We start from the raw sequence: 25,359 nt of genomic DNA, 5'->3' as shown, positions 1-25,359 counted from the left end.
CCTTGCCGCGTTCCTCCACTGCACGTTTCAGTCATTTTTTTCCGTCATTGCTGTTGTTGCTTGCGGGGCTTGCGGCTGCCTACGTCAAGGATCTCAACGTTTTTTTCACCTCACTGTTCAACGTGCTGCCGACCCTGGTACTGGTGCTCGGTGGTGCCTACTGCGCGGTTTATCGCCGTCAGCGTGAACTGTTCCTGATGGTCACGGTGTATCTCGCCTACTTCATGCTCGATACCCAGACCGACTACTACCGCGACAATGGCAAAGTCCGTGAAGACGCTGCGCTGGTGTTCCATCTCTGCTGTCTGTTGCTGCCCTTGCTCTATGGATTGTTCGCCGCCTGGCAGGAGCGCACTCATCTGTTCCAGGACATGCTGGCGCGCTTTGCCGTGTTACTGGCGTTTGGCAGCGTCGCGCTGGGTCTTGAGCAAAGTTATCCGCATGTGCTGCTGAGCTGGCTGGCCCAGATCCGTTGGCCTGCCTGGCACGGCTCGTGGATGAGTTTGATCCAGTTGGCCTACCCGGTTTTTTTCGCCGCGTTCGGGCTGCTGGTCGTGCAGTACTGGCGCCACCCACGACCGTTGCACGCCGCGCAACTGGTGGGGTTGCTCGGGCTGTTCTGGATGTTGCCCAAGACCTTCATCCTGCCATTCACCCTGAACATCATGGCCAGCCAGGTGATGCTGATGATCGCCGCGGCGGTGGCCCACGAGGCCTATCAAATGGCCTTTCGCGACGAACTGACCGGCCTGCCCGGACGCCGCGCATTAAACGAGCGCCTGCAACGCCTGGGGCGCAATTACGTGCTGGCCATGGGCGATGTCGATCACTTCAAGAAATTCAATGACACCCATGGCCACGACGTCGGCGACCAGGTGCTGCGCCTGGTGGCCAGCAAACTGTCGAAAATCAGCGGCGGAGGTCGGGCCTATCGCTACGGGGGGGAGGAGTTCGCCCTGGTGTTCGCCGGCAAGACCCTGGAGGAGTGCATGCCGCACCTTGAAGTCATCCGCGAATCCATTGCGACCTACAACATCCATTTGCGCAATCAGGACAACCGCCCGCAGGATGATCAGCAGGGCCGGCAACGACGAGCCGGTGCCGTCGCCTCCAGCGTTTCGGTGACAGTCAGCATCGGGGTGGCCGAACGCCTGGAGCAGCGAACCCCGGAAGACGTGCTCAAATCGGCGGACCAGGCGCTTTATAGCGCCAAGGGCGCGGGGCGAAACTGTGTCGTAGCCTTCGGTCAAAACGCCCGCGGCGCGGGGCGCATGGAAACCGCTGCGGGTTGAGTGATGATGGCGCATTCAGCGTCTGGACTGTGATTGTTCAGGGTAGGCTGGCGCAGTAGTTTGGGTTATCTGCTGCTGGAGAAAATCACCATGCCCGAGTACAAAGCACCCCTGCGCGACATGCGCTTTCTGATCGACCATGTCTTTGACTTTCACAGCCACTACGCCGCGCTGGGGGTCACCGATGCCAGCCCGGACATGGTCAATGCGATTCTCGAAGAAGGCTCGAAATTCTGCGAAAACGTGTTGGCGCCGCTGAACCGCTCCGGTGATGAAGAAGGCTGCCATTTCGACAATGGCGTGGTCACTACACCGAAAGGTTTCAAACAGGCCTTCGCTCAGTACGTCGAAGGTGGCTGGCACGGCCTGGCGGCGGATCCGACCTATGGTGGACAAGGTTTGCCGCACTCGCTGGGATTGGTAATCAGTGAGATGGTCGGCTCCAGCAACACCTCCTGGGGCATGTACCCAGGCTTGACCCACGGCGCCATGTCGGCGATCCACGCCCACGGCACCGAAGAGCAGAAGCACACCTACCTGAGCAAGCTGACTGCTGGCCAGTGGACCGGCACCATGTGCCTGACCGAAGCCCATTGCGGTACCGATCTTGGCATTATCAAGACCCGCGCGGTGCCGCAGGCCGACGGTAGTTATGCGATTTGCGGCAGCAAGATATTCATCTCGGCCGGCGAGCACGACATGAGTGACAACATCATTCACCTAGTGCTGGCCAAACTGCCAGACGCGCCAGCCGGGACCAAGGGCATTTCGCTGTTTATCGTGCCCAAATTCCTGCCCGATGCCGAAGGCGAAGCCGGCGCGCGCAATGGCGTGAGCTGCGGCTCCATCGAACACAAGATGGGCATTAAGGCATCGGCCACCTGTGTACTGAACTTCGATGAGGCCAAAGGCTTTCTGATCGGTGAGGCCAACAAGGGCCTGAACTGCATGTTCACCATGATGAACCATGCGCGGCTTGGTACTGGGATGCAGGGCTTGTGTCTGGGCGAGGCGAGCTTCCAGGGCGCGATCAAATACGCCAACGAGCGTTTGCAAATGCGCTCTTTGACCGGCCCGAAAGCCCCCGGGAAAGTGGCTGACCCGATCATCGTCCACCCCGATGTGCGGCGTATGTTGCTGACCATGAAAGCATTGAACGAAGGCAACCGGGCGCTGACCTACTTCACCGCGCAATTGCTCGATGCCGCCCATTTGGGCGCTGACCCGATTCAACGTCAGGACGCCGAAGACCTGCTGGCCTTCCTGACGCCGATCTGCAAAGCCTTCATGACTGAAACCGGCCTGGAAGTGACCAACCACGGCATGCAGGTGTTCGGCGGCCACGGCTTCATCCGCGAGTGGGGCATGGAGCAGTTGGTCCGGGATTGTCGGATTGCGCCAATCTACGAAGGCACCAACGGTATTCAGGCACTGGACCTGCTCGGGCGTAAAGTCCTTGGCAGTCAGGGCAAGCTGCTGCGCGGCTTCACTAAAATCGTCCACACATTCTGCGCGGCGAATGCCGAGCATCCACAGCTCAACAGCTATGTAACGCAGCTCAACGACCTGAACCAGCAGTGGGGCGAGTTGACCACCAAGGTCGGCATGGCGGCGATGAAGAACCCCGATGAAGTCGGCGCCGCGGCCCTGGATTACCTGATGTACAGCGGCTACATCATCCTCGCCTACCTGTGGCTGCGCATGGCGCTGGTCGCTCAGGCGCAACTGGAAACAGGCAGCGGTAATGCAGATTATTGCCAGGGCAAACTGGCGACCTGCGAGTTCTACTTCAAGCGACTGTTGCCACGCACGACCGCTCATCGGGCGGCGGTGGAGGCGGGGAGCGATTGCCTGATGCGACTGCCTGCAGATCTGTTCGCGCTGTAGGTATTAGGTTCACACAGAGTTGATGGTGAACGCGGTCCGAGTAGGAGCTGCCGCAGGCTGCGATCTTGGCGATATCGCACGCGCCGTGACTTTCTGGTCCGCATAATCACCGGAAACTCATGCAAAGCACTTATGACTAAAAATTACATTTCAGTCACTAGCTGACCCTATGTGTCTTAAAAGTTGTTCGGGTACACTCAGGGTCTAGCATTAAACCGATCCTACGAATCACTTGTTAAGTTCTTGCGAGGTTTGCCATGGCTGACTACAAAGCGCCCCTGCGCGATATGCGCTTCGTCCTCAATGAAGTTTTTGAAGTCGCCAAACTTTGGGCCGAGATGCCTGCCCTGGCTGACACAGTCGATGCTGAAACCGTCGAGGCGATTCTCGAGGAAGCCGGCAAAGTCACCAGCAAAAGTATTGCGCCGCTGAGCCGTAGCGCTGACGAAGAAGGCTGCCAGTGGCGCGATGGCGCCGTCACCACACCGCAAGGTTTCCCCCAGGCTTACCAGACCTACGCCGAAGGCGGCTGGGTGGGTGTCGGCGGTGATCCGGCGTATGGCGGCATGGGCATGCCCAAGGCTGTTTCGGCTCAGGTCGAAGAGATGGTCAACTCCTCCAGCCTGTCGTTCGGCCTGTACCCGATGCTGACCGCCGGGGCGTGCCTGTCGATCAACGCTCACGCCAGTGAAGAGCTCAAGGCGGCTTACCTGCCAAACATGTACGCCGGCATCTGGGCCGGCTCCATGTGCCTGACCGAACCGCATGCCGGGACCGACCTGGGGATTATCCGCACCAAGGCCGAGCCGCAAGCCGACGGATCCTACAAGGTCAGCGGGACCAAGATCTTCATCACCGGCGGTGAGCACGACCTGACCGAAAACATCATTCACCTGGTGCTGGCCAAACTGCCGGACGCACCGGCCGGACCCAAAGGCATCTCGCTGTTCCTGGTGCCGAAGTTCATGGTCAATGCCGATGGCAGCCTAGGCGCGCGCAACCCGGTGAACTGTGGTTCGATCGAACACAAGATGGGGATCCAGGCGTCCTCTACGTGCGTGATGAACTTCGACGAAGCCGTGGGTTACCTCGTCGGTGAGCCGAACAAAGGCCTGGCGGCCATGTTTACCATGATGAACTACGAGCGTCTGGGCGTCGGTATTCAAGGCCTGGCGTCTGGTGAGCGGTCTTATCAGAACGCCGTGGAATACGCCCGCGACCGCCTGCAAAGCCGTTCGCCCACCGGCCCGCAAGCCAAGGACAAAGTCGCCGATCCGATCATCGTCCACCCTGACGTGCGCCGCATGTTGCTGACCATGAAAGCCTCGAACGAAGGCGGCCGGGCATTTTCCACCTACGTGGCCATGCAGCTGGACGCCGCCAAGTTCAGTGAAGATCCGCTCACCCGCAAACGCGGCGAAGACCTGGTGGCACTGCTGACGCCGGTGGCCAAGGCCTTTCTCACCGATCTGGGCCTGGAAACCACCATTCACGGCCAGCAGGTGTTTGGCGGCCACGGCTATATCCGCGAGTGGGGCCAGGAGCAATTGGTCCGTGACGTGCGGATTACCCAGATTTACGAAGGCACCAACGGCATTCAGGCGCTGGACCTGGTGGGTCGCAAGATTGTCGGCAACGGCGGGGCTTATTACTCACTGTTCGCCGATGAGATTCGCCATTTTACGGCGACCGCCAGCGCTGATCTGGCCGAGTTCACCAAGCCGCTGAATGATGCCGTCGATACCCTCGACGAGCTGACTTCCTGGTTGCTGGACCGCGCGAAAAACAATCCCAACGAAATCGGTGCGGCGTCGGTCGAGTACCTGCAGGCGTTCGGCTACGTGGCTTATGCCTACATGTGGGCATTGATGGCCAAAGCGGCCTTCGGCAAAGAGGCGCAGGACGATTTCTACGCGAGCAAGTTGGGTACGGCGCGGTTCTATTTCGCCCGTCTGCTGCCGCGGATTCACTCATTGAGCGCGTCGGTCAAGGCCGGCAGTGAATCGCTGTTTCTATTGAACGCGGAGCAGTTCTGAGCCAAGTAACATCATGTAAGCATTCTCTTACATGACGTACTGCTGTTCTCCCATAGCCCAGGATTGGATCCAGAGCTAATCTACTTCACATGGACGTCGCGCAGGAAGCGCAAAGCAACAACACGGACACGTAGGATTCTGCCAGGACGGCGGAGTGAAATGGATGTCAGGGAAACAGTCTGCAAAGCCCCGCTTCGGCGGGGTTTTCTTTTGCCTGCGAAAAAGTTTTTGCAGGTGAATGAGCTTTTTGTGGCGAGGGGGCTTGCCCCCGCTGGACGGCGAAGCCGTCCCAAACCAGTCACGGCGACTTTTCAGAAGAAACGCGTCATCTGGTTTACGGCTGCTTCGCAGCCGAGCGGGGGCAAGCCCCCTCGCCACAGGGATTCTCGTCTTAGTGAGAGTTTCTGTTCAGCCCAGCACGTCCAGTGTTGCCGGGCCCGTCACACGCCCCACCGGGCCATTCATCACGTCTTCCAGCAGATTGCGCAGTAACTCCAGCGTGGCTTGTTGACGCTGCACATCGCGACACACCAGACCGACTTTCAGTGGCACCCGCGGTTCACTCAAGGGTTTCCATAGCAGTGCCTTATTGCCGTGTTCCTGCTGCGAGCGGCCGGGCAATACGGTCGCCAGCTTAGTGTGAGGCAGACTGTCGAGAATCCCGGCCATATTGTTCAACTCCGCCTGTACCTGAGGGCGTCGTCCGAGATTGGCCAGTTGCGCCTGCCAGATCTGTCGCACCTGGAATTCCTCGCCAAGCAACAACATCGGCAACTGCGCGGCCTGGCTCATGGAGACTTTTTTGAATTCGCGCAGCGGATGTTCGGCCGGGATCACCAGGGTCAGTTCATCCTCATACAGCAGCAGCCCATGCAGCCCCGGCTGGCGCGCAGGCAAATAGCTGATGCCAATGTCCAGCGAGCCATTGAGCAGGCGTTTTTCGATTTCCAGCCCAGTCAGCTCATAGATCTGCACCACCAGGTGTGGCTGGGCTTTACGTACCCGTTCCAGCATCTGTGGCACCAGGCTGGTGTGGACGGTCTGCAGCACGCCGATGGCCAAGGTGCGCAGCGCCTGCCCCTTGAAGTTACCCAGCGCCTCGCGAGCCCGCTGCAAACCGTCGAGCAAGGGTAGTGCGTGGTTGTAAAGCGTGTGGGCGGCCAGGGTCGGCAACAGGCGTTTGCTGCTGCGCTCGAACAGGCTGACGTCGAGGTTCTGTTCCAGGTGGCGAATCTGCTGCGAGAGCGCCGGCTGGGAGATCGACAGGCGCTCTGCGGCTCGTCCCACATGGCCTTCTTCATACACCGCGACGAAATAACGCAGTTGTTTGAAATCCATAAGTAATTCTTATCGAAAAAGCTGGAAAATCGAAATGGCCCGTGGCCCCTCAGAAGCCTAGTCTAACCGCATTCACAAGGCTTACAGGGCCAGAGAGTGCGATGAACATTGTTTGCGTGGATGGCGTTTACATAGGCAAGGCAAAACACCTCGGGCAGGGTTTGACCCGCGATATCGATAAGCGCCCGGTTGCAAATCGACTCTGGTTGTGGCTGCCACTTGAGGGGCTGGGAGCATGAGTCTGTTCAAATTGCGTCGAAATCCCCTGAGCCTTGATGACCTGACCGTGGACCTTTGTCCGCCCTCCAGGCGCGATGACCTCTCCAGCGAGTGCCTGATGCCCAGTGTCGAACGGCCCCAACACATTTTTGTTCGCGGCCAGGGTTCCTGGCTGTGGGACAGCGAAGACCGCGCGTATCTGGACTTCAATCAAGGCGGTGCGGCCAATAGCCTCGGCCACAGCCCATCAGTACTGGTCAAAGCCATCGCCGCTCAGGCCCAGGCGCTGATCAATCCAGGCAACCGGCTGCATCATCGCGGTCAGCTCAATTTGGCCGAGCGTTTGTGCCAGAGCACCGGCAGCGATCAGGCGTACTTGCTCAACAGCGGCAGCGAAGCCTGCGAAGCGGCAATCAAGCTGGCCCGCAAGTGGGGCCAGCTGCACCGCGGCGGAGCCTACCGGATCATCACCGCCAGCCACGCTCGCCATGGCCGCAGCTTTGCGGCGATGTCAGCCTCCGACGGGGTGAATCTCGAGAATCGCTTCGATCCACTACTGCCCGGCTTCAGTCACGTTCCGTTCAATGACTTGCCTGCGCTGCATGCCGCCGTGGATGCCCGGACCGTAGCGATCATGCTGGAGCCGATCCAGGGTGAAGCGGGGGTGATTCCCGCCACCGAGCACTATCTCAAGGGTGTCGAGCGTCTGTGCCGTGAACTGGGGATTTTGCTGATTCTCGATGAAGTGCAAACCGGTATCGGCCGCTGCGCCACCCTGCTCGCCGAACAGTTTTACGGCGTGCGCGCCGATATCATCACCCTCGGCAAGGGCCTTGGCGGTGGTGTCCCCTTGGCGGCGCTATTGGCGCGCGGCAAGGCTTGTTGTTTCGAACTCGGCGAGCTGGGCGGTACTCATCACGGTAACGCTTTGATGACGGCAGCCGGAATCGCGGTGCTTGATACCGTGCTGGAAAACGGCTTTCTCGAGCATGTCCGGGACTCTGGCCATTACCTGCGCGAGGGCCTGGCTCGTCTGGCTCACCGCTACGGGCAAGGTGAGTTGCGCGGCCAGGGTCTGCTCTGGGGCTTGACCCTGGCTGATGATTCGGCCGACGCAGTGGTCAAGTCAGCCCTTTACGAAGGCTTGCTGTTGAATGCGCCACAAGCTGATTGCCTGCGCTTTACCCCGGCACTGACCGTCAGCAAAGCCAATATCGACGAAATGCTCCTGCGCCTGGCTCGAGCTTTTTCCCGGGTGCGTACCGCGCAACTGCACTGCCGCAACGGTGTGGCGGTGTAAACGAGCCGCTGCCTCAATTCCCGAACCGTCTCGCGGTATAACGCGTCGCCCCATGCCTGATTCTTTTGGCATGGGGCGTTTTTTTGTTTGCGGGTTTTGCGACACGCCAGCTCGTGCTTGAGCGATTGTCAGAACAATGGCTTTTTAACGGGGGACGGCATGGATTGCCGGTGATGTTGGATATATATATACCACTAGGTGGTATGTTAATGGGAAGGGATGTCCATGACGCTCAGATTGTTCAAGACCAAGCGCTGCAAGCCACCAAAGCGTTGATTTGCGATGCCGCCTTGGTTGCTGCATTCAGTGAAATGCTCGCGGGGCAGATCTCGGCGGTGGAGTGTGGAAGAAACGCTTGAACGCAAATCGCCATCGTTCGATTGTCTTGGCCAGGGGTGGCCGTTACTGGATTTATCAGTTTTTGTTTGCCAAACAGGATCAAAGCAATATCAGTCAGGCAGAGCTGGCTGCTTTTCGGGAGTTGGCCAAGGCCTACGAGGGCCTGAATGACAGGCAAGTCCAACAGTTGTTGGATATGAAGGAGTTTGTGGAGATAAAACCATGAGTAAGAAATTCAAGAGTGAGGCGCTGGAGTCGATCCATGATTCGGCCAGTGCTCTGCTTTCGGTGGGAGCCATCAGCAAGACCACCCTGCGCAAGTTTGATGAGTCGTGTCTGGCGCCGGTGCCCGTCGATATTCCGGCAGAGCAAATCAAGCAATTGCGCGAGCGCAGTAATGTCAGCCAACCAGTATTCGCGCGTTATCTGAATACCAGCGCCTCGACCGTCAAGCAGTGGGAGTCGGGTGACAAACATCCCAGCGGCATGGCGCTCAAGTTGTTGAGCATCGTGCAGAAGCACGGTATCGAAATACTGGCTTGAAACTGCAGCAACTCGCCGGGTTCTGACCGGGGCGGTTTTTCTACGGGGCAAACCCGCTAGCCGCCGAATGAACCCTGCTGTTGGTTGCGGGTCGATTAGCTGTGTGGCTCATATGAGCCGATTTTCATCAGGAGCTGACCCATGGACTTTATCCGCATCATCATCGCCATCCTGTTGCCGCCGCTGGGGGTGTTCCTGCAGGTGGGGTTCGCCGGCGCGTTCTGGCTGAATATCCTGCTGACCTTATGCGGCTACATTCCGGGAATCGTGCATGCGGTGTACATCATCGCCAAGCGTTGAGGTACGTCGCTTACTCGGTGCTGCCCAGCCCTTGCCAGTGTTTGAGCCCGATAAAGATAAACCGCAGTTGCTGGGTGATTTTTGCCTGGGGCGTGAGGTGTTCGGGTAGCGCCGCGGCGGGTGGGTCAATGATGTCCGGCAGAGTGGCGAACACGCTTTTGACGATCAAGTCGGCCATGACGGTCAAGCCGGCGACATCCAGGTGTTGCAGCTTCGGCATCAAGGCCAGGTCCGCTGCCAGGTCCGAGCTGATGTCTTCCCGCAGGGCGCCGATCGCCTGACGCACCGGCAGCGAGCCGCCATATTGTTCTCGGGCGAGGAACAGAAACTGCGAACGATTGGCCGCCACCACGTCGAGAAAAATCCGCACCGAGGCATCGATGATCCCGCCCATGACGAACTCGTTGTGCCGCACCAGGCGGATGGTGGCGCGGAAGGTCTGACCCACTTCGCTCACCAGCACCAGGCCAAGCTGGTCCATATCGGCAAAGTGTCGATAAAAGCCGGTGGGAACGATGCCGGCGGTTTTCGCCACTTCACGCAGGCTCAGGCTGCCGAATCCACGGCCACTTTCCATCAAATGGCGGGCAGCATCCATCAAGGCGTTGCGGGTCTGTTGTTTCTGTTCGGCGCGGGGCAGCATCGGGGGCTGAATTCTGGTCAAGGACAGCGACGCACTCTAGCAAATCAACTTTGCCGGCGTCGAACTTGAGTAGAGGAGATAACAGGCGGGTGGAGCAATTGCGGGGTTACTTACACAAAAGCAAAGCCCGATCCAGGGATCGGGCTTTTTTCCAAGGCCACCATGGGCTCAGCTCACAGTCTGATGACGTTCGGCCAGGCGATCAGCACCGCCTTCGGCAACAGTCTGACCTTGAGGAGTGCTGTCGTAGCCATCTTCGGCAACGGTCTGACCTTGAGGAGTACTGTCATAGCCATCTTCGGCGACAGTCTGACCTTGAGGAGTACTGTCATAGCCATCTTCGGCGACAGTCTGACCTTGAGGAGTGCTGTCGTAGCCATCTTCAGCAACGGTTTGACCTTGAGGAGTACTGTCATAGCCATCTTCAGCAACGGTTTGACCTTGTGGAGTACGCTCATAGCCATCGGCTGCGATCGTTTGGCTGAATACCGAGTGATTTTCTTTTACTTGAGGAGTGGCTTGCTCGGCAGCAGGCAAGGCGAAAGCATTGGCGGCCAGTATCGAGAGTGTCAGGCTAAGCAGTAATTGGCGTTTCATGATTGGGTGCTCCGTGGTGGAAGGGTGACAAAGTGAGTACGGAGCCAATGTTACTCGCGCTAAGTCGATAGAGAAGTTCATAAGGGCAATGGTAATAATCAACGGAATTGATTGTTCGGCGAGAAGGCTCTGAACCGGGCCTTTGCGGGGAGTACTGTTGAATTTAGATGGGTATTTTTGACCCACTGTCGCCTCGCAATAGTGGCTGGCGCGGTAACACCGTCTGATGGGGTCGGTCAGAAAATCGTCGAAGGTTGCGTTTAAATCAACCTTGGTATTAAACCTGCGGGCCATTTGCCAGTCGTAATTTCCATAGCGGGTCGCTTCCAGGCCTGGCGCTTCACACGTGCGTCGCAGTTCGCACGCTCAGTCGTAATCAGGAGTTCCGTGCAATGACGCGCGCTCGTAAATTTTTTGCCTGGACAGTCGCCACGTTGGTTGTACTGTTTGCCGTGCTGGTTCTGGTCATCGCGTTCTTCGATTGGAACCGGATCAAGCCGGCACTTAACGCCAAAGTCTCTGGAGAACTGCACCGGCCGTTTGCTATTAATGGCGACCTGGCGGTGCTCTGGCAGCGCGAACCCGACGAGGGCGGGTGGTGGGCCTGGGTTCCGTGGCCGCATGTGGTGGCGCAAGACCTGACCCTGGGCAATCCGGACTGGTCGAAGAGCCCGCAAATGGTCAGCCTCAAGCGCGTCGAGTTGCGTGTTTCACCGCTGGCATTGCTGGCGCAACGACTGGTGATCCCGCGCATTGATCTCACCGAGCCCAATGCCACCCTTGAACGCCTGGCCGATGGTCGCGCCAACTGGACGTTCAAGTTCGACCCGAAAGACCCGAATGCCGAGCCCTCCAGTTGGGTGTTGGACATCGGGGCCATCGGTTTCGACAAAGGCCGGGTCACGCTCAATGATCAAAGCCTGAAAACCCAACTCGAGCTGCTGATCGATCCGTTGGGCAAACCCATTCCGTTCAGCGATATCGTCGGCGATAAAGCGGCGAAAAAAGCCATCGAGAAGGGATCGGCGCCACTGGATTACGCGTTTGCATTGCAGGCTAAAGGCCATTATCGCCAGCAAGAACTGGCAGGCAGCGGCAAGATCGGCGGCCTGCTGGCGCTGCAGGACGCCGCCCGTCCTTTTCCCCTGCAAGCTCAGGTCAAGATCGGTGATACCAGCGTCGAACTGGCCGGGACACTCACCGATCCGCTCAATCTCGGCGCGCTGGATTTGCGCCTTAAACTGGCCGGTACCAGCCTGGGTAACCTCTATCCCCTGACGGGCGTGACACTGCCGGATTCGCCGGCCTATGCCACCGACGGTCATCTGGTGGCCAAATTGCAGGAGCCCGAAGGCGCTTCGTTTCGTTATGAGCAATTCAACGGCAAGATCGGTAGCAGTGATATTCACGGGGATCTGGCCTATGTCGCCAGCAAGCCTCGCCCCCGACTCAGCGGTGCGCTGGTTTCGAACCAGCTGCTGTTCGCAGACCTCGCGCCGTTGATCGGTGCCGATTCCAATGCCAAACAAAATGCCCGTGGCGGCGACAGCAAGCAGCCGGCGGACAAGGTGTTGCCAGTCGAGGAGTTTCGTACCGAACGCTGGCGCGATATGGATGCGGACGTTGAATTCACCGGAAAACGTATCGTCCACAGCGCCGAATTACCGTTCACTGATCTCTACACTCACCTGATTCTCAATGATGGCCAGCTGAACCTTGAACCACTGCGTTTTGGCGTAGCCGGCGGTAAGCTGGACGCGCAGATTCGTCTCAATGGCCGCACTACGCCGCTGGAAGGTCGGGCCAAGCTGACGGCGCGCAACTTCAAGCTCAAGCAACTGTTTCCGACCTTCGAACCGATGAAAACCAGTTTTGGCGAACTCAACGGCGATGCCGATATCACCGGTCGCGGCAACTCGGTGGCGGCGCTGCTGGGGACTGCCAACGGCGATCTGAAAATGCTCATCAACGATGGCGCCATCAGCCGGGAGCTGATGGAACTCGCTGGGCTCAATGTCGGTAATTACGTGGTCAGCAGGATATTTGGCGACAAAGAAGTGAAGATCAACTGCGCCGCCGCCGATTTTGATATCAAGACCGGCCTGGCCACGATTCGCTTGTTTGTATTCGATACCGAGAACGCGATTGTCTACATCGATGGCACGGTGAACATGGCCAGCGAGCAGCTGGACCTGACCATTACCCCCGAATCCAAGGGCCTGCGGCTGTTCTCTCTGCGTTCACCGCTGTATGTCCGTGGCCCCTTTATCAAGCCGGCTGCCGGAGTGAAAGGCGTGCCTTTGATGTTGCGGGGCGCGGGGATGGTGGCGCTGGGTGTGCTCGCCGGGCCTGCGGCGGGGCTGCTGGCCTTGGTCGCGCCCAGTGGCGGAGAACCGAACCAGTGCGCGCCGTTGTTGGCGCAGATGAAGGAGGGCAAGGCGCCGGTGACGGTGAAACCGACCCAGTGATTCAACTTGTAATAAACGGGTATGCGCAAAACATGTAGGAGCTGCCGCAGGCTGCGATCTTTTTTGGGGGCATCCAGTGCTTAACTGATTGGCATTAGGGGTAAGCCCCCACCCCAGCCTGGTTTTCCTCAATTGACGGGCAGGGCGTGACCCGAGAGCAGTGCCTCTTCGCGCAACCACTGGAAGAACGCCCGCACCGGCGGATGTCGCTCGCGCCCCGGCACGCAGAGCGCGCTGTAGCCAGCGCCATCGATGTGGATCTGCGGACGATAGGGCTGCAGCAAACCGCCAGCGACGCTTTCCGAGACGAGAATGTTGCTTGCCATCACCAGGCCTTGCCCGGCAATCGCCGCTTGCAGGGCGTAATGCTCTTCGTCGTATTCGCGGATCACCGGCTGGCCTTCGAGCCAGCTCTCCCCGGCCTGCGCGCACCAGGCTTCCCAGCCTCGGGCGTAAAGCTTGGAATTGTGCCAGCGCACGCTGATCAGCGTCGGTTGGCGGGTGGCGGCCAGGGCGACTTGTTCGGGTGAGCCATAGACCGCAAAACACTCGTCGAACAGGCACAGCCCATAGAGGTTGGGGTAGTCGTCGAGGCTGTAGCGAATCACCAGGTCAATGCTCGCATCCTGCTGCAGGTCGATGACGTCACAATGGGTGTCCATGCGCAGGTTGATGTTGGGGTGGCGGGCATAGAAGCGCCCCAGTCGCGGCACCAGCCACAGTGCGGCAAAGGCTGGCGTGGTGGAAATCATCAGGCTGGCGCCGCTGCGTTGCGGGCGCAGGGTGTCGACGCTTTGCGCGACCTCCAGCAATGCGCCATGCAGGCTGTGGAACAGTCGTTCGCCGCATTCGGTCAGGCGCACCTGACGTGGCAGGCGTTCGAACAACGACACGCCGAGCCAGCTTTCCAGCGAGCGAATCTGATGAGAGACCGCGGTCGGAGTGACCGACAGTTCTTCAGCAGCGGCCTTGAAACTCAGCAGGCGCGAAGCGGATTCGAAGGCGCGCAGGGCGGTCAGCGGTAGCGAGGCAAACATCTGAGGGCTCCATGGATGAAACAAACTCACCCTAAATGACTTCTGCTCATTTGAAGAGCAATAGCGGCGAGCTTCAAGCTGCAAGCCACAAGCGTTGAAGCAGTTTGGTCTTGTGAGTTTAGCCATTTCAAGGAGATTCAGATGAACAGAATTCTTGCCGTGCATGCCAGTCCCCGTGGGGAACGCTCTCACTCCCGGCGCTTGGCCGAGGTGTTTCTTGGGGCCTGGCAGGCCACTCACCCGGAGTCACAGCTGACCCGTCGTGAAGTCGGCCGGGCGTTGATTCCACCGGTTAACGAGGGATTCATCGCCGCTGCGTTCTACCCCGAACCCGCAGCCCGGCCACTGTCGATGCAGGCCGATCTGGCATTCAGCGATGAACTGGTGGCGGAGTTGCTGGGGCATGACCTGCTGGTGATCTCGACGCCGATGCACAACTTCAGCGTTCCCAGCGGTCTCAAGGCCTGGATCGACCAGATCGTGCGCCTGGGCCTGACGTTCAACCACAGTCTGGACAATGGTGTCGCGCAGTATGAGCCGCTGGTGCGGGGCAAAAAGGCCCTGGTCATCACCAGTCGTGGCGGACATGGCTTCGGCCCCGGTGGTGAGAACGAGGCGCTGAATCATGCCGATCCGTTGCTGCGCACCACCCTGGGCTTCATTGGCATCGATGACATCACAGTGGTCGCGGCCGAGGGTGAAGAGTCGGCGGAACGCACCTTCCTGGTCTCGTCTGCCGAGGCTGAACAGCGCTTGCTGGCGCTGGCCAAGGTGTTTTGAGGAGGCATCATGGCCTGGGTGTTTTTGCTGATCGCCGCCGGTTTCGAAGTCACCTTCGCCATGGGCATGAAGTACGCCGAAGGTTTCACCCGACTCTGGCCGTCGCTGCTCACAGTGGTGGCGGCGGTGGGCGGGATCTGGTTTCTGACCCTGGCCATGCGTGAACTGCCGGTGAGCATCGCCTATCCGATCTGGACTGCCATCGGTTCACTGGGGACGGTGTTTCTCGGTTTTGCGTTGTTGGGGGAGAGTCTGACGGCGATCAAGCTGGTGTCAGTCGGGCTGATCGTGGCGGGAGTGGTCGGGCTGAAATAACGTCACGGGCTTGTCATGCCGACAGCCGATGCTGGCACATTCCCCAGTCATTGCGTCTAGGATGGCATTATCAGCTCAGTTCAGGGACGTACGCCCATGTCGCAAGAATCCGCTACCCGTTTTCCATTGGTGTTGGTCCCGGGGATGTTGGGGTTTATTCGACTGGTGCTATACCCGTACTGGTACGGGATTATTTCGGCCCTGCGCCGAGGCGGGGCAACAGTGATCGCCGTGCAGGTCTCGCCGCTCAATTCTTGTGAGGTGCGCGGTGAGCAGTTGTTGACACGCATCGAAGAGATTTTGCGCGAGACCGGCGCCGCCAAAGTCAATTTGCTCGGCCACAGCCAGGGGGCGCTCACCGCGCGTTATGCCGCGGCCAAGCGCCCGGATTGGGTGGCCTCGGTGACCTCGGTCGCAGGGCCTAATCATGGATCGGAGCTGGCGGACTATCTGCACACCCATTACCCGGGCGACAGCCCGCTCGGGCGGGTACTGAAGGTAGTGATTCGACTGATCGCAGCCTTGATGAGTCTGCTGGAAACCGGCTATCGCGGTCCGAAGTTGCCCGTGGATATCCATGCTTCACACCAATCGCTGACGAGCGAAGGTGTCGCGCTGTTTAACCAGAAGTACCCACAGGGCTTGCCCGACACCTGGGGTGGGCAGGGTGCCGAGGTGGTCAATGGAGTGCGTTATTACTCCTGGTCCGGGACCTTGCAGCCGGGCAAGACCGATCGCGGGCGCAACCTGTTCGATGGCACCAACCGCAGTTGCCGCTTGTTCGCCAGAACCTTCGTCCGCGAAGCCGGGCATTGCGACGGGATGGTCGGGCGTTACAGTTCTCATTTGGGCACGGTGATCGGCGATGAGTATCCGCTGGATCACTTTGACATCGTCAACCAGTCCCTGGGGCTGGTAGGCAAGGGTGCCGAGCCGATTCGGTTGTTTGTCGAGCATGCGCAACGGTTGAAGGTGGCGGGTTTGTAATTGCAGTTCGCGGTCCTCTATGTGGCGAGGGGGCAGGCCCCCTCGCCACAGGTCAGACAACAACGCCCCGGCGCCCTAGCACTGTCCGCCAGCGCTCCGACAAAATCACCCCGCCCAAGGTCAAGGCGCCACCGACCAGGTGATACAGCGCCAGTTGCTCCTGCAGCACCACGGCGGCAATCAATGCGGTGATCAGCGGCACCAGGTTGAAGAACAACGTTGTGCGGCTCGGCCCCAGGCGGACCACCGCTTGCATCCAGGCCAGCGGAGCGATCATTGAGGCCAGCAGGCAGGCGTAGAGCACCAGAGGAATGTTCTGCAGGGTCAGGCCGGCTTTTGGTGAGGCGAGGAACAGCGGAAACAGCACCACGATTGCCACCAATACCTGCAAGTAGAGCAACACCAGCGGCGGCAAACACAGCTGCCATTTTTTCAGCAGCGTGCTGTAGATCGCATAAGCCAAGGTAGCGATCAGCATCATCCCATCGCCCAGATTCACGCCGTGTTCCAGCAGCGCGCCGAGGCTGCCGGAGGACACCACCACCAGCACCCCGGCGAACGACAGCACGGCACCGGCCAGCGCGCCGGCGGTCAGCCGTTGACCCAGGCTGGCAATCGCCATGGCCAGCGACATCAAAGGCATCAGCGACAGGATGATCCCCATGTTGGTGGCCGAGGTCAGGGTCGCGGCGAAGTAGGCCAGGCTTTGATACACCGCCATGCCAAGCACGCCGAGAATAAAGATCTTGCCCAGGTTCGGGCGGATCAATGGCCAATGGGTGATCACTGCCTTGAGCATGAACGGCGTGAACAACATCCCTGCCAGCAGCCAGCGATAGAAACCGATTTCGGCCGGGAAAATTGCCCCGACTGCCAGTTTGTTGATCACGGTATTGCCGGCCCAGATGAAAATGGCCAGCAGTGGATAAGCGTATTGCATGGGTGGAGAAAACCGGTACGTTAATGAAGGGTGATTATCCATTGTCCGGATAAATGCCTATACTTCGATCCAGACAATCCGCCTCTGTATTCGGACAGCATGAACAAAAAGCCCATCGACCTTCTGGATTTCAGCGGTTTGCCGACGCCGGTTTATTTCCGCTATGCCGATTTCCACGCCCATAGCCATGCATCGGCTCACCGCCACCCTTGGGGCACCCTTGAGTATTCAGCATTCGGTGTAATGCATATGGAAATTGCCGGACGCCGCTTTACATCGCCTCCGCAATACGCGGTGTGGGTGCCGCCGGATACCGAGCATAGTTTCTACAGCGCCCAACCGATCAACTATCGTGCAGTCTGTCTGGCGCCCGAACTGTGCCGCGACTTGCCACAGCAAGCCTGCACGCTGGCCATCAGCGACATACTCAAGGCGATCCTCAAGGACTTCGCGGCTCGCGACGTGAAGATCCCTGAACACGAAACCGATGCTCGCCTGGCCCAGGTACTGGTCGACCAATTGCAGCAAGCACCGGTGCATACCTGCTATTTGCCTTATGCCAGCAGCCCCGTCTTGCTCAGTGTGCTCGAAGCGCTGCAGGCCGAGCCGGGGGATACCCATCCGCTGGCTTACTGGGCCGACCAGGTGCATGTCAGCGAGCGCACCCTGGCCCGGCAGTTTGTCCGTGAGTTGGGTATGAGCTTTGGCGAGTGGCGTCAGCGGCTGCGCTTTCTGGCGTCGATCGAAGCACTGGACAGTCAGCGCAGCATTCAGGAGATTGCATTCGACATGGGCTACAGCACCGGGTCGGCGTTTATCGCGATGTTCCAGCGCCAGGCCGGCTGTACCCCCGAGCAGTATCGGCGGACCAGTCTGCAGAACAGGTAAGTGTGTAACAGGCTTTGTCTGTTGTAGGAGCGAGCTTGCTCGCGATGGATTCAAGAGCGGCGCGTTTATTCAGAAACCCCGCATTATCGTTAACGCCCATCGCGAGCAAGCTCGCTCCCACAGGTTGTCCCCCAATCCCTAGTGTTGACTCCCGAACGCTGGCAGACTGCCGATCCTCTATCGCCGTTCGTTTCGAGGCTTTATGCCAACGTTTTCGCAGCGTCATCTGTTGTACTTCAGTTGGGTGATCATTTTTGGTGGGTTGTTGCTGGTCTTGCCGTTACGGCTGTTGCCGAGCCTGCTCGCCGGGTTGTTGGTGTTCGAGCTGGTCAACATGCTTACCCCGCAACTGCAACGGTTGATCGAAGGGCGCCGGGCACGCTGGTTGGCGGTGGCGTTGCTGGGTACCCTGGTGGTCAGCGTACTGACGCTGATCTTTGCCGGTGCTATCAGTTTCCTGCTGCATGAAGCGGAGAATCCCGGCGCTTCCCTGGACAAGTTCATGCTCGTCGTGGACAAGGCCCGCGGGCAGTTGCCACCGTTTATCGACGCTTATCTACCGGCCAGTGCGGCGGAGTTCCGGGTAGCCATCGGCGACTGGATGAGCAAGCACCTGAGCGATCTGCAACTGGTGGGCAAGGACGCGGCGCACATGTTCGTGACGCTGCTGATTGGTATGGTGCTCGGCGCGATCATTGCCTTGCAGCGGATACCGGATCTCACCCAGCGTAAACCGCTGGCCGCTGCGTTGTTTGATCGCTTGACCCTTCTGGTCAGGGCGTTTCGCAATATCGTTTTCGCGCAGATCAAGATTTCCCTGCTCAACACCATCTTCACCGGGATATTCCTGGCAGTGATTCTGCCGATGTTCGGCATCAAGCTGCCACTGACCAAAACCCTGATCGTGCTGACCTTCCTGCTCGGCCTGCTACCGGTTATCGGTAACCTGATATCGAATACGCTGATCACCATCGTCGGCCTGTCGCTGTCGATCTGGGTAGCGATGGCGGCGTTGGGTTATCTGATCTTTATCCACAAGCTGGAATACTTCCTCAACGCGCGGATCGTCGGTGGGCAGATCAGTGCCAAGTCCTGGGAGTTGCTACTGGCGATGCTGGTGTTCGAGGCCGCGTTCGGTTTGCCTGGAGTGGTGGCAGGGCCGATTTATTACGCGTATCTGAAGAGTGAGTTGAAGCTGGCGGGGTTGGTTTAGCGCGGGGAGTCTGTTGAATATTGTGTTGCCTGAGCTGGCCTCATCGCGAGCAAGCTCGCTCCCACATTGAATCTGTGTTGGACCACTATGTAGTGATCGACTCAGGTCAACTGTGGGAGCGAGCTTGCTCGCGATAGCGTCGCCCCGGTCTTTCAGGCAGTACTCAGCAGCCGTACCGCTTCATGGCCTCGATCGCCAGGCCACTGCCGATGCTGCCAAAGATATTCCCTTCCACATGCCGCGCGTTCGGCAGCATGGCCGAGACGCTCTGGCGCAGGGCCGGGATGCCGCTCGAGCCGCCGGTGAAGAACACCGTATCGACCTGATCGACGCGTACATTGGCATCGCCGAGCAATTGCGTGACACTGTTGCGGATGCGTTCCAGCTGATTGTCGATGGCCGACTCGAACATCGTCCGACTCAATTCCACACTCAAACCCGGCTCGATACGATCGAGCGGCACGTGACGGCTTTCGGCCTGGGTCAGCTGGATCTTGGTTTCTTCCACTTCCATCGCCAGCCAGTGCCCGGCGCGCTGTTCGATCAACTTGAACAGGCGGTCGATGCCACCGGTGTCTTCGATGTCATAGCGCATGCTGCCCAGCGCCAACTGGGATTTCTGCGAGTACACCGAGTTGATGGTGTGCCAGGTCGCCAGGCTCATGTGCTGACTGGTGGGCATATAGGCGCCGCTTTTCATCCGGCTGCCGTAACCAAACAGCGGCATTACGCCCTGCAGGCTCAGTTGCTTGTCGAAGTCGGTACCACCCACATGCACACCGCCGGTGGCGAGGATGTCGTCGTGGCGGTGGTCGATGGCGCGGCGCTCGGGGGACAGGCGCACCAGCGAGAAGTCGGAAGTACCGCCGCCGATGTCGACGATCAGCACCAGCTCTTCGCGTTCGATGGTCGACTCATAGTCGAAAGCGGCGGCAATCGGTTCATACTGGAAGGACACATCCTTGAAACCAATGGCGCGTGCCACGTCCACCAGGGTGTTTTCAGCTTCCTGGTCGGCCAGCGGATCATCGTCGACGAAAAACACCGGGCGGCCGAGCACCACTTCTTCGAAGTCGTGACCGGCGGTCGCCTCGGCGCGCTTTTTCAGCTGGCCGATGAACAGCCCGAGCAGGTCCTTGAACGGCATGGCCGTGCCGAGCACACTGGTATCGTGTTTAATCAGCTTGGAGCCCAGCAGACTCTTGAGCGAGCGCATCAGCCGGCCTTCGTACCCTTCCAGGTACTCGTGCAGCGCCAGCCGACCGTAGACCGGGCGGCGCTCTTCAATGTTGAAGAAGACCACCGAGGGCAGGGTGATCTTGTCGTCCTCCAGCGCGATAAGCGTTTCCATGCCGGGGCGCAGCCAGCCGACAGTGGAGTTGGACGTGCCGAAGTCGATGCCGCAGGCACGGGCTGGAGATGCGTTTTTCATGTCTATCGAGTTCCGGTTAAAAAACGGCCGCGCAGTGTATGCCAGTGAGGCGAAGATGCGTAGGCCGACTATCCACTAAATCGCAGCGACAAGCGTCTTGAAAGGCTATCCTTCGCCCCAAACTTGCAGGCATGGCCCTGACAACCTGCGCGCATTCAAGCGTTGGGCGCCGGTTGTCGATAAACTTCTGAAGCGCTACCCGGTCACAAGATTGAGATCGGTCAATCCAAATGCTGCCAAAGCGAGCATGCTGTGTCTGGCTGCGCGATATCGATAACGGACGGTGATTCCCTCGATGGACTTCAAAGACTATTACAAGATTCTCGGTGTGGAGCCAACTGCGGACGACAAGGCGATCAAGGCCGCGTACCGCAAGCTGGCGCGCAAATATCACCCCGATGTCAGCAAGGAAAAGGACGCCGAGAGCAAGTTCAAGGACGCGTCGGAAGCCTATGAAGCGCTGAAAAGTGCCGACAAGCGCGCCGAATACGACGACCTGCGCAAATACGGTCAGCATGGCCAGCCGTTCCAGGGGCCGCCGGGCTGGCAGGGACGTGGCGGCTTCAGTGGCGGTCAGGACACGGGCGATTTCTCGGACTTCTTCAGTTCGATCTTTGGCTCGCGTGGTGGTGGTGGTGGTGGTGGTGGTTTCAGTGGTGGACAATCAGGTCGTAGCACCGCTCGTCGAGGACAAGATGTGGAAATGGAGTTACCGGTTTTTCTAGAGGAAACCCTGTCGACCGAGTCGAAGAAGGTCAGCTTCCAGGTGCCGCAGTACAACGCCGCCGGCCAGCACGTCAGCAATACCAGCAAAAGCCTGAACGTGAAGATCCCGGCCGGCGTCGCCGACGGCGAGCGCATCCGCCTCAAAGGCCAGGGCGCCCCTGGCGTGGGTGGCGGGCCCAATGGTGACCTGTATCTGATCATCCGCTTCGCGCCGCATCCGAAGTTCGATGTCGAGGGTGAGAATCTGATCATCACCCTGCCTCTGGCCCCTTGGGAGCTGGCGTTGGGCACTGAAGTCGCGGTGCCGACCCTGACCGGCAAGATTCATTTGAAGGTTCCGGCCGGCAGCCAGAACGGCCAGCGCATGCGCGCCAAAGGTCATGGCCTGCTGAACAAGGCGGGGCACCGTGGTTATCTGTTTGTGCAATTGAAAGCGGTCATGCCCAAGCACAGCGACGACGCTGTCAAGGCGTTGTGGCAGGAGTTGGCGGAAAAAGCCGCTTTTAACCCGAGAGAGCACTGGAGTAGCTGATCATGAGCAGTCCCCTGATCGTTCAACTGGGCATGGAAGAATTCTGTGAGGTGACCGATTTGTCGGCTGCCTACGTGATCGAAATCGTCGAACACGGCATCCTCGAACCTCAGGGCAAGGTGCCCAAGGATTGGTTGTTTACCGACTACGAACTGGTCCTGGCCAAACGCGCGGCCAAGCTGCGACGCGATCTTGAGCTGGAATGGGAAGGGGTCGCCCTGGCCCTGGACCTGCTCGAAGAGGTCCAGCAACTGCGAGCCGAGAACCGAATGCTCAAGCAGCGGTTGGGGCGGTTGGTGGTGGAGTGAGCCGGGATCATTGTTGATCTCGAGGCCGCTATCGCGAGCAGGCTCGCTCCCACAGGTTATGTGTCGATCACATAAGGTGGCCTGACATAAATCCGCTGTGGGAGCGAGCCTGCTCGCGATGGTCTTCAATTCAACGAATGTTTACCCGACAAACCACGCTTTACCCCTTGCCGGAACACCCCCGCCGATCCATCTGCTCCAGCGCCTGATCCACCAGCAACTTGCACAACTCAATCATTTGATAAATCCCCAGCGCCACGCTGCGCCGCGAACCTTCGAGGTCAAAGGCCAGGTCGCCAGCGATGGCATTGATCGACGCCAGCGTCTCGGAAGCGTTGGCCAGCAGGCTTTCGGTGTCGATGTGGGTGGCAACGGTGAAGAGATTTGTGGTGGGGGTATCGGAACTGCGGAGGCTGTCGAGTGACGGCTTGAAGTGATGATCGAGGGCTCGTTCGGCAGCCTCGTGGAGTTTTTTGGGATCGAAGGCATCGCAGGGGGCAACGCTAGGGATTTCAGGGGGATCGGGGGTTATCTTTTTCACAGTGACGCTCCTTGATTAATGGAGTCGCCAGACATCGCTGCTAAACGAAAAGGGTGGCGACTGTACGCGGGTTAGCAGACCGGGAATCAAGGAAACCGGCGCACCCGAAGGTGCCCCACGCACAGCCGCCATAATACGGAACAGCGGACACAAAAAATGCCGACTGATCTAATAGCGGCACGTGCATGCCTTGATTTGATTGGGCTGCTAAACCCGGTCGCTGATTTTGCAGCGACCCGCGAAGATTATCCGCGCACCTCGACCAAAGCAACCCTCAAACCACGTCGGAAAATTCTTGAGCGAAGTGCCCGCTCTTGATGGTTACTGGCAGCGCGGGCCTCATAGCTGGCGAGTCTCGCTCATGCATTGGGGAATGGGAAGGGGTCGCCCTGGCCCTGGACCTGCTCGAGGAGGTCCAGCAACTGCGAGCCGAGAACCGAATGCTCAAGCAGCGGTTGGGGCGGTTGTTGGTGGAGTGAACCAAGACAATTGTTGACCTTGAGGCCGCTATCGCGAGCAAGCTCGCTCCCACAGGTTTTGTGTCGAACACACAATCGTGAACCAATGCAAATCCACTGTGGGAGCGAGCTTGCTCGCGATGGTCTTCAATTCAACGAATGTTTACCCGACAAACCACGCTCTACCCCTTGCCCGAACACCCCCGCCGATCCACCTGCTCCAGCGCCTGATCCACCAGCAACTTGCACAACTCAATCATTTGATAAATCCCCAGCGCCACGCTGCGCCGCGAACCTTCGAGGTCAAAGGCCAGGTCGCCAGCGATGGCATTGATCGACGCCAGCGTCTCGGAAGCGTTGGCCAGCAGGCTTTCGGTGTCGATGTGGGTGGCAACGGTGAAGAGATTCGTGGTGGGGGTATCGGAACTGCGGAGGCTGTCGAGTGACGGCTTGAAGTGATGATCGAGGGCTCGTTCAGCGGCCTCGTGGAGTTTTTTGGAATCGAAGGCAACGCTAGGGGTTTCTGGGGGATCGGGGGTGATCTTTTTCATAGTGAAGCTCCTTGATCAAATGGAGCTGCCACTACCTGCTGTCAAACAAGAATGGGTGGCAGCTGTACGCGGGTTGACAGACCGAGGATCAAGGAACCCGGCGCACACGAATGTGCCCCACGCACAGCCGCCATAATACGGAACGGCGGGCACAAAAAAAGTGCCAACTGTTCGCTTAGCGGCACTTGCATGCCTTGATGCTGTTCGGTCTGTCAAAACCGGTCACTGATTTTGCAGCGACCCGCGAAGATTATCCGCGCCCTTCAACCAAAGCAACCCTCAAACCTTGTCGGAAAATTCTTGCTCGATTGCTCGCAACGACATCCTCTCAGACGCGGATTCTTGTCACTATCCCAATACCGATTGCACAGGCCCCGAACGCTTGGGAAGCACCACGGTAAAGGTCGTGCCGTCTGCCTCGCTCGAACTGACCTTGATCGTGCCCTGATGGGCGATGACCACTTCCCTGACGATAAAAAGGCCCAGACCAAGGCTGGTGGAACGGCCGGCGACTTCTTCGCCGGCGCTACGTACCAGCGGGTCGAAGATTGTACCCAGGGCGTCCTCGGGAATCGGCTCGCCATAGTTGTGTATGGTCAGGATCACCTGCTCTTCGCTACCCGTGATACTCAAGGTCACCGGGTGTCGATTGGCGCCATGCTGTAACGCGTTGCCAATCAGGTTTTGCAGTAACTGATCAATCCGCCCACGGTCCCATTCGCCTTGGGTGTCTCCCTGGGCATTCAAGGTTGCAATGCAGTCTGGCTGTCCGGCGCAGGCTTCATCGATGGCGGCCTGGGCGGCACTGGCCAGGTCCATGGGAGCCGACTCGATGGGCAGGCTGTTGCCCAGACGGCCGCGCACGAACTCCAGCAAATCGTTGACCATCACCGCCATATGGCGGGCACCATTCTTGATGAGTGACACGTAGGGCAGTACATCAGTATCCAGTTTGGCTTTGCGCAGCAGCATTTCGGTAGACATGCTCACCGCCTGCAGGGGCGCACGAAGGTCATGGCCAAGGATGGCCAGAAAGATGTCCCGCGAACGATTGACCTGCTCGGCATAAGCCGCGGTGGACTCGGCCAGGGCTTCGTCGATGGCCTCATTGAAGCGAATCATGTCCTGGAAGTAGGCCAGCTCGGGCGACTCCAGGCTGTTGACCCACAAGCGGATCACACAGGCGCGCAGATGGCGAAATTCGGAGGTCATCTGCACCAGATCAAACCCGGCGGTGTGCCTGAGCTCGCCGTGGCTGGCCGCGGCTTGATCCAGGCTCGGGGTTTTCTCCGGCCCTTGACCCTTGGCTTTCGCCGCCTGTTCGCTGGTGCTCTGTGCGGTCTTCATGTCCCGTGACGCGGCCAGCAGGATCGACTTGGCATGGTCACGCAGCACAGCCCGGCTCATTGAGTCGACGTCAGGGGCGATGGCTTTGGCGAATTGCTCCCACTCATCGACGATGCGATCCACGTGTTGCACGATGAATTCGGAGAGGCGCATGGGCGGTAACCTTGTTGGGGCAGTGATAGTCAGGAAGTGTGGCGCATCCTGGCGTCTTTGTCGTTGCCCTGCTGCAAGCACGGGCGAAGGTGGCTGCTTCGATGTGTTAATTGGGTGGTACATAGTTGTTTTTCGTTGCGATTAATTGAATCGTTATAAACGTTATCGGGCCATTAGCAGGCATATTTT

General features: G+C 58.9%; 23 protein-coding genes and 2 pseudogenes. 16 read left to right on the top strand and 9 right to left on the bottom strand.

All coding sequences use genetic code 11. From position 1 onward, the window contains the following. Positions 1-2: 2 nt before the first annotated feature. The 3 genes from F8N85_RS13935 (at position 3) to F8N85_RS13925 (ending at position 5,215) form a co-directional block, all read left to right on the top strand. Positions 3-1,292, top strand: a complete 1,290-nt coding sequence (locus F8N85_RS13935; RefSeq protein WP_150804177.1) for a GGDEF domain-containing protein — start codon at positions 3-5, stop codon at positions 1,290-1,292. Between the two features lie 90 nt (positions 1,293-1,382). After that, a complete protein-coding gene (locus F8N85_RS13930) occupies positions 1,383-3,179 on the top strand; it encodes an acyl-CoA dehydrogenase C-terminal domain-containing protein (protein WP_150804176.1) in 1,797 nt (598 codons plus the stop codon). A gap of 257 nt (positions 3,180-3,436) precedes the next feature. Further along, positions 3,437-5,215, top strand: coding sequence for an acyl-CoA dehydrogenase C-terminal domain-containing protein (locus F8N85_RS13925; protein WP_150804175.1), 1,779 nt, complete (start codon positions 3,437-3,439; stop codon positions 5,213-5,215). Between the two features lie 408 nt (positions 5,216-5,623). On the opposite strand, the gene F8N85_RS13915 is transcribed toward F8N85_RS13925, so the two are convergent. Then, positions 5,624-6,553: a LysR family transcriptional regulator gene (locus F8N85_RS13915; RefSeq protein ID WP_150804173.1), complete on the bottom strand. Its 930-nt coding sequence runs from the start codon at positions 6,551-6,553 to the stop codon at positions 5,624-5,626. A 235-nt stretch (positions 6,554-6,788) separates the two neighbouring features. Between F8N85_RS13915 and F8N85_RS13905 the strand changes: the two genes are divergently transcribed. The 4 genes and pseudogenes from F8N85_RS13905 (at position 6,789) to F8N85_RS13890 (ending at position 9,254) form a co-directional block, all read left to right on the top strand. Continuing rightward, positions 6,789-8,072: an aspartate aminotransferase family protein gene (locus tag F8N85_RS13905; RefSeq protein ID WP_150804172.1), complete on the top strand. Its 1,284-nt coding sequence runs from the start codon at positions 6,789-6,791 to the stop codon at positions 8,070-8,072. Positions 8,073-8,297: 225 nt separating this feature from the next. Next, positions 8,298-8,637, top strand: a pseudogene (locus F8N85_RS13900) (type II toxin-antitoxin system RelE/ParE family toxin). Beyond that, positions 8,634-8,954 carry a helix-turn-helix domain-containing protein gene (locus F8N85_RS13895; RefSeq protein ID WP_150804171.1) on the top strand — a complete coding sequence of 107 codons (321 nt, stop codon included), beginning with the start codon at positions 8,634-8,636 and terminating at the stop codon, positions 8,952-8,954. The pseudogene F8N85_RS13900 and the gene F8N85_RS13895 overlap by 4 nt, the downstream one beginning before the upstream one ends. Positions 8,955-9,095: 141 nt before the next feature. Then, a complete protein-coding gene (locus F8N85_RS13890) occupies positions 9,096-9,254 on the top strand; it encodes a YqaE/Pmp3 family membrane protein (RefSeq protein WP_007904205.1) in 159 nt (52 codons plus the stop codon). 10 nt (positions 9,255-9,264) lie between these two features. Here F8N85_RS13890 and F8N85_RS13885 read toward each other — a convergent pair whose 3' ends face one another. Both F8N85_RS13885 and F8N85_RS13880 read right to left on the bottom strand, forming a co-directional pair. Then, the gene (locus F8N85_RS13885) at positions 9,265-9,897 is read right to left on the bottom strand and encodes a TetR family transcriptional regulator (RefSeq protein ID WP_150804170.1); all 633 of its coding nucleotides are present in this window, start codon (positions 9,895-9,897) and stop codon (positions 9,265-9,267) included. Positions 9,898-10,065: 168 nt separating this feature from the next. Then, positions 10,066-10,494, bottom strand: a complete 429-nt coding sequence (locus F8N85_RS13880; RefSeq protein ID WP_150804257.1) for a hypothetical protein — start codon at positions 10,492-10,494, stop codon at positions 10,066-10,068. 392 nt (positions 10,495-10,886) lie between these two features. Between F8N85_RS13880 and F8N85_RS13875 the strand changes: the two genes are divergently transcribed. Then, a complete protein-coding gene (locus F8N85_RS13875; RefSeq protein WP_150804169.1) occupies positions 10,887-12,962 on the top strand; it encodes an AsmA family protein in 2,076 nt (691 codons plus the stop codon). 128 nt (positions 12,963-13,090) lie between these two features. Here the strand turns inward: F8N85_RS13875 and F8N85_RS13870 are convergent, their stop codons facing one another. Continuing rightward, positions 13,091-13,999 (bottom strand): LysR substrate-binding domain-containing protein, encoded by a 909-nt coding sequence (locus F8N85_RS13870; protein ID WP_150804168.1) that lies wholly within the window; start codon positions 13,997-13,999, stop codon positions 13,091-13,093. A 141-nt stretch (positions 14,000-14,140) separates the two neighbouring features. On the opposite strand from F8N85_RS13870, the gene F8N85_RS13865 reads away from it, so the two are divergent. From F8N85_RS13865 to F8N85_RS13855, 3 genes are all read left to right on the top strand, one after another. Further along, positions 14,141-14,779, top strand: coding sequence for an FMN-dependent NADH-azoreductase (locus F8N85_RS13865; protein WP_150804167.1), 639 nt, complete (start codon positions 14,141-14,143; stop codon positions 14,777-14,779). Positions 14,780-14,788: 9 nt separating this feature from the next. Continuing rightward, positions 14,789-15,094, top strand: a complete 306-nt coding sequence (locus F8N85_RS13860) for a DMT family transporter (RefSeq protein ID WP_150643709.1) — start codon at positions 14,789-14,791, stop codon at positions 15,092-15,094. Between the two features lie 96 nt (positions 15,095-15,190). Next, entirely contained in the window at positions 15,191-16,081 is an 891-nt protein-coding gene (locus tag F8N85_RS13855) for an esterase/lipase family protein (RefSeq protein WP_150804166.1), read from the top strand. Between the two features lie 52 nt (positions 16,082-16,133). Here the strand turns inward: F8N85_RS13855 and F8N85_RS13850 are convergent, their stop codons facing one another. After that, on the bottom strand, positions 16,134-17,021 hold the full coding sequence (locus F8N85_RS13850) for a DMT family transporter (RefSeq protein WP_150804165.1): 888 nt from the start codon (positions 17,019-17,021) through the stop codon (positions 16,134-16,136). 99 nt (positions 17,022-17,120) lie between these two features. Here F8N85_RS13850 and F8N85_RS13845 point away from each other — a divergent pair, with 99 nt between their 5' ends. Together F8N85_RS13845 and F8N85_RS13840 are read left to right on the top strand one after the other, a co-directional pair. Continuing rightward, positions 17,121-17,909: an AraC family transcriptional regulator gene (locus tag F8N85_RS13845; protein WP_150804164.1), complete on the top strand. Its 789-nt coding sequence runs from the start codon at positions 17,121-17,123 to the stop codon at positions 17,907-17,909. A 202-nt stretch (positions 17,910-18,111) separates the two neighbouring features. After that, positions 18,112-19,122 (top strand): AI-2E family transporter, encoded by a 1,011-nt coding sequence (locus tag F8N85_RS13840; protein WP_150804163.1) that lies wholly within the window; start codon positions 18,112-18,114, stop codon positions 19,120-19,122. Positions 19,123-19,285: 163 nt separating this feature from the next. Here the strand turns inward: F8N85_RS13840 and F8N85_RS13835 are convergent, their stop codons facing one another. Beyond that, entirely contained in the window at positions 19,286-20,554 is a 1,269-nt protein-coding gene (locus F8N85_RS13835; RefSeq protein WP_150804162.1) for an Hsp70 family protein, read from the bottom strand. Positions 20,555-20,849: 295 nt separating this feature from the next. On the opposite strand from F8N85_RS13835, the gene F8N85_RS13830 reads away from it, so the two are divergent. Next, positions 20,850-21,812, top strand: a complete 963-nt coding sequence (locus F8N85_RS13830) for a DnaJ C-terminal domain-containing protein (protein ID WP_150804161.1) — start codon at positions 20,850-20,852, stop codon at positions 21,810-21,812. Positions 21,813-21,814: 2 nt separating this feature from the next. Further along, positions 21,815-22,120, top strand: a complete 306-nt coding sequence (locus F8N85_RS13825; RefSeq protein WP_150804160.1) for a chaperone modulator CbpM — start codon at positions 21,815-21,817, stop codon at positions 22,118-22,120. Between the two features lie 160 nt (positions 22,121-22,280). Here F8N85_RS13825 and F8N85_RS13820 read toward each other — a convergent pair whose 3' ends face one another. Then, positions 22,281-22,661, bottom strand: coding sequence for a DUF6124 family protein (locus F8N85_RS13820; protein ID WP_150804159.1), 381 nt, complete (start codon positions 22,659-22,661; stop codon positions 22,281-22,283). Between the two features lie 371 nt (positions 22,662-23,032). Here F8N85_RS13820 and F8N85_RS13815 point away from each other — a divergent pair. Continuing rightward, a pseudogene (locus F8N85_RS13815) lies at positions 23,033-23,140 on the top strand (chaperone modulatory protein CbpM); the annotation flags it as partial. A gap of 161 nt (positions 23,141-23,301) precedes the next feature. Here F8N85_RS13815 and F8N85_RS13810 read toward each other — a convergent pair. Together F8N85_RS13810 and F8N85_RS13805 are read right to left on the bottom strand one after the other, a co-directional pair. Continuing rightward, the gene (locus tag F8N85_RS13810; RefSeq protein ID WP_150804158.1) at positions 23,302-23,670 is read right to left on the bottom strand and encodes a DUF6124 family protein; all 369 of its coding nucleotides are present in this window, start codon (positions 23,668-23,670) and stop codon (positions 23,302-23,304) included. Positions 23,671-24,018: 348 nt separating this feature from the next. Next, positions 24,019-25,170: a sensor histidine kinase gene (locus F8N85_RS13805; RefSeq protein WP_150804157.1), complete on the bottom strand. Its 1,152-nt coding sequence runs from the start codon at positions 25,168-25,170 to the stop codon at positions 24,019-24,021. Positions 25,171-25,359: the final 189 nt, after the last annotated feature.

It is taken from the genome of Pseudomonas fluorescens, assembly GCF_902497875.1.
Taxonomy (GTDB): domain Bacteria; phylum Pseudomonadota; class Gammaproteobacteria; order Pseudomonadales; family Pseudomonadaceae; genus Aquipseudomonas; species Aquipseudomonas fluorescens_BR.
Note: the sequence above shows the minus strand (reverse complement) of the source record. Positions and strands in the feature narration are given on the sequence as shown.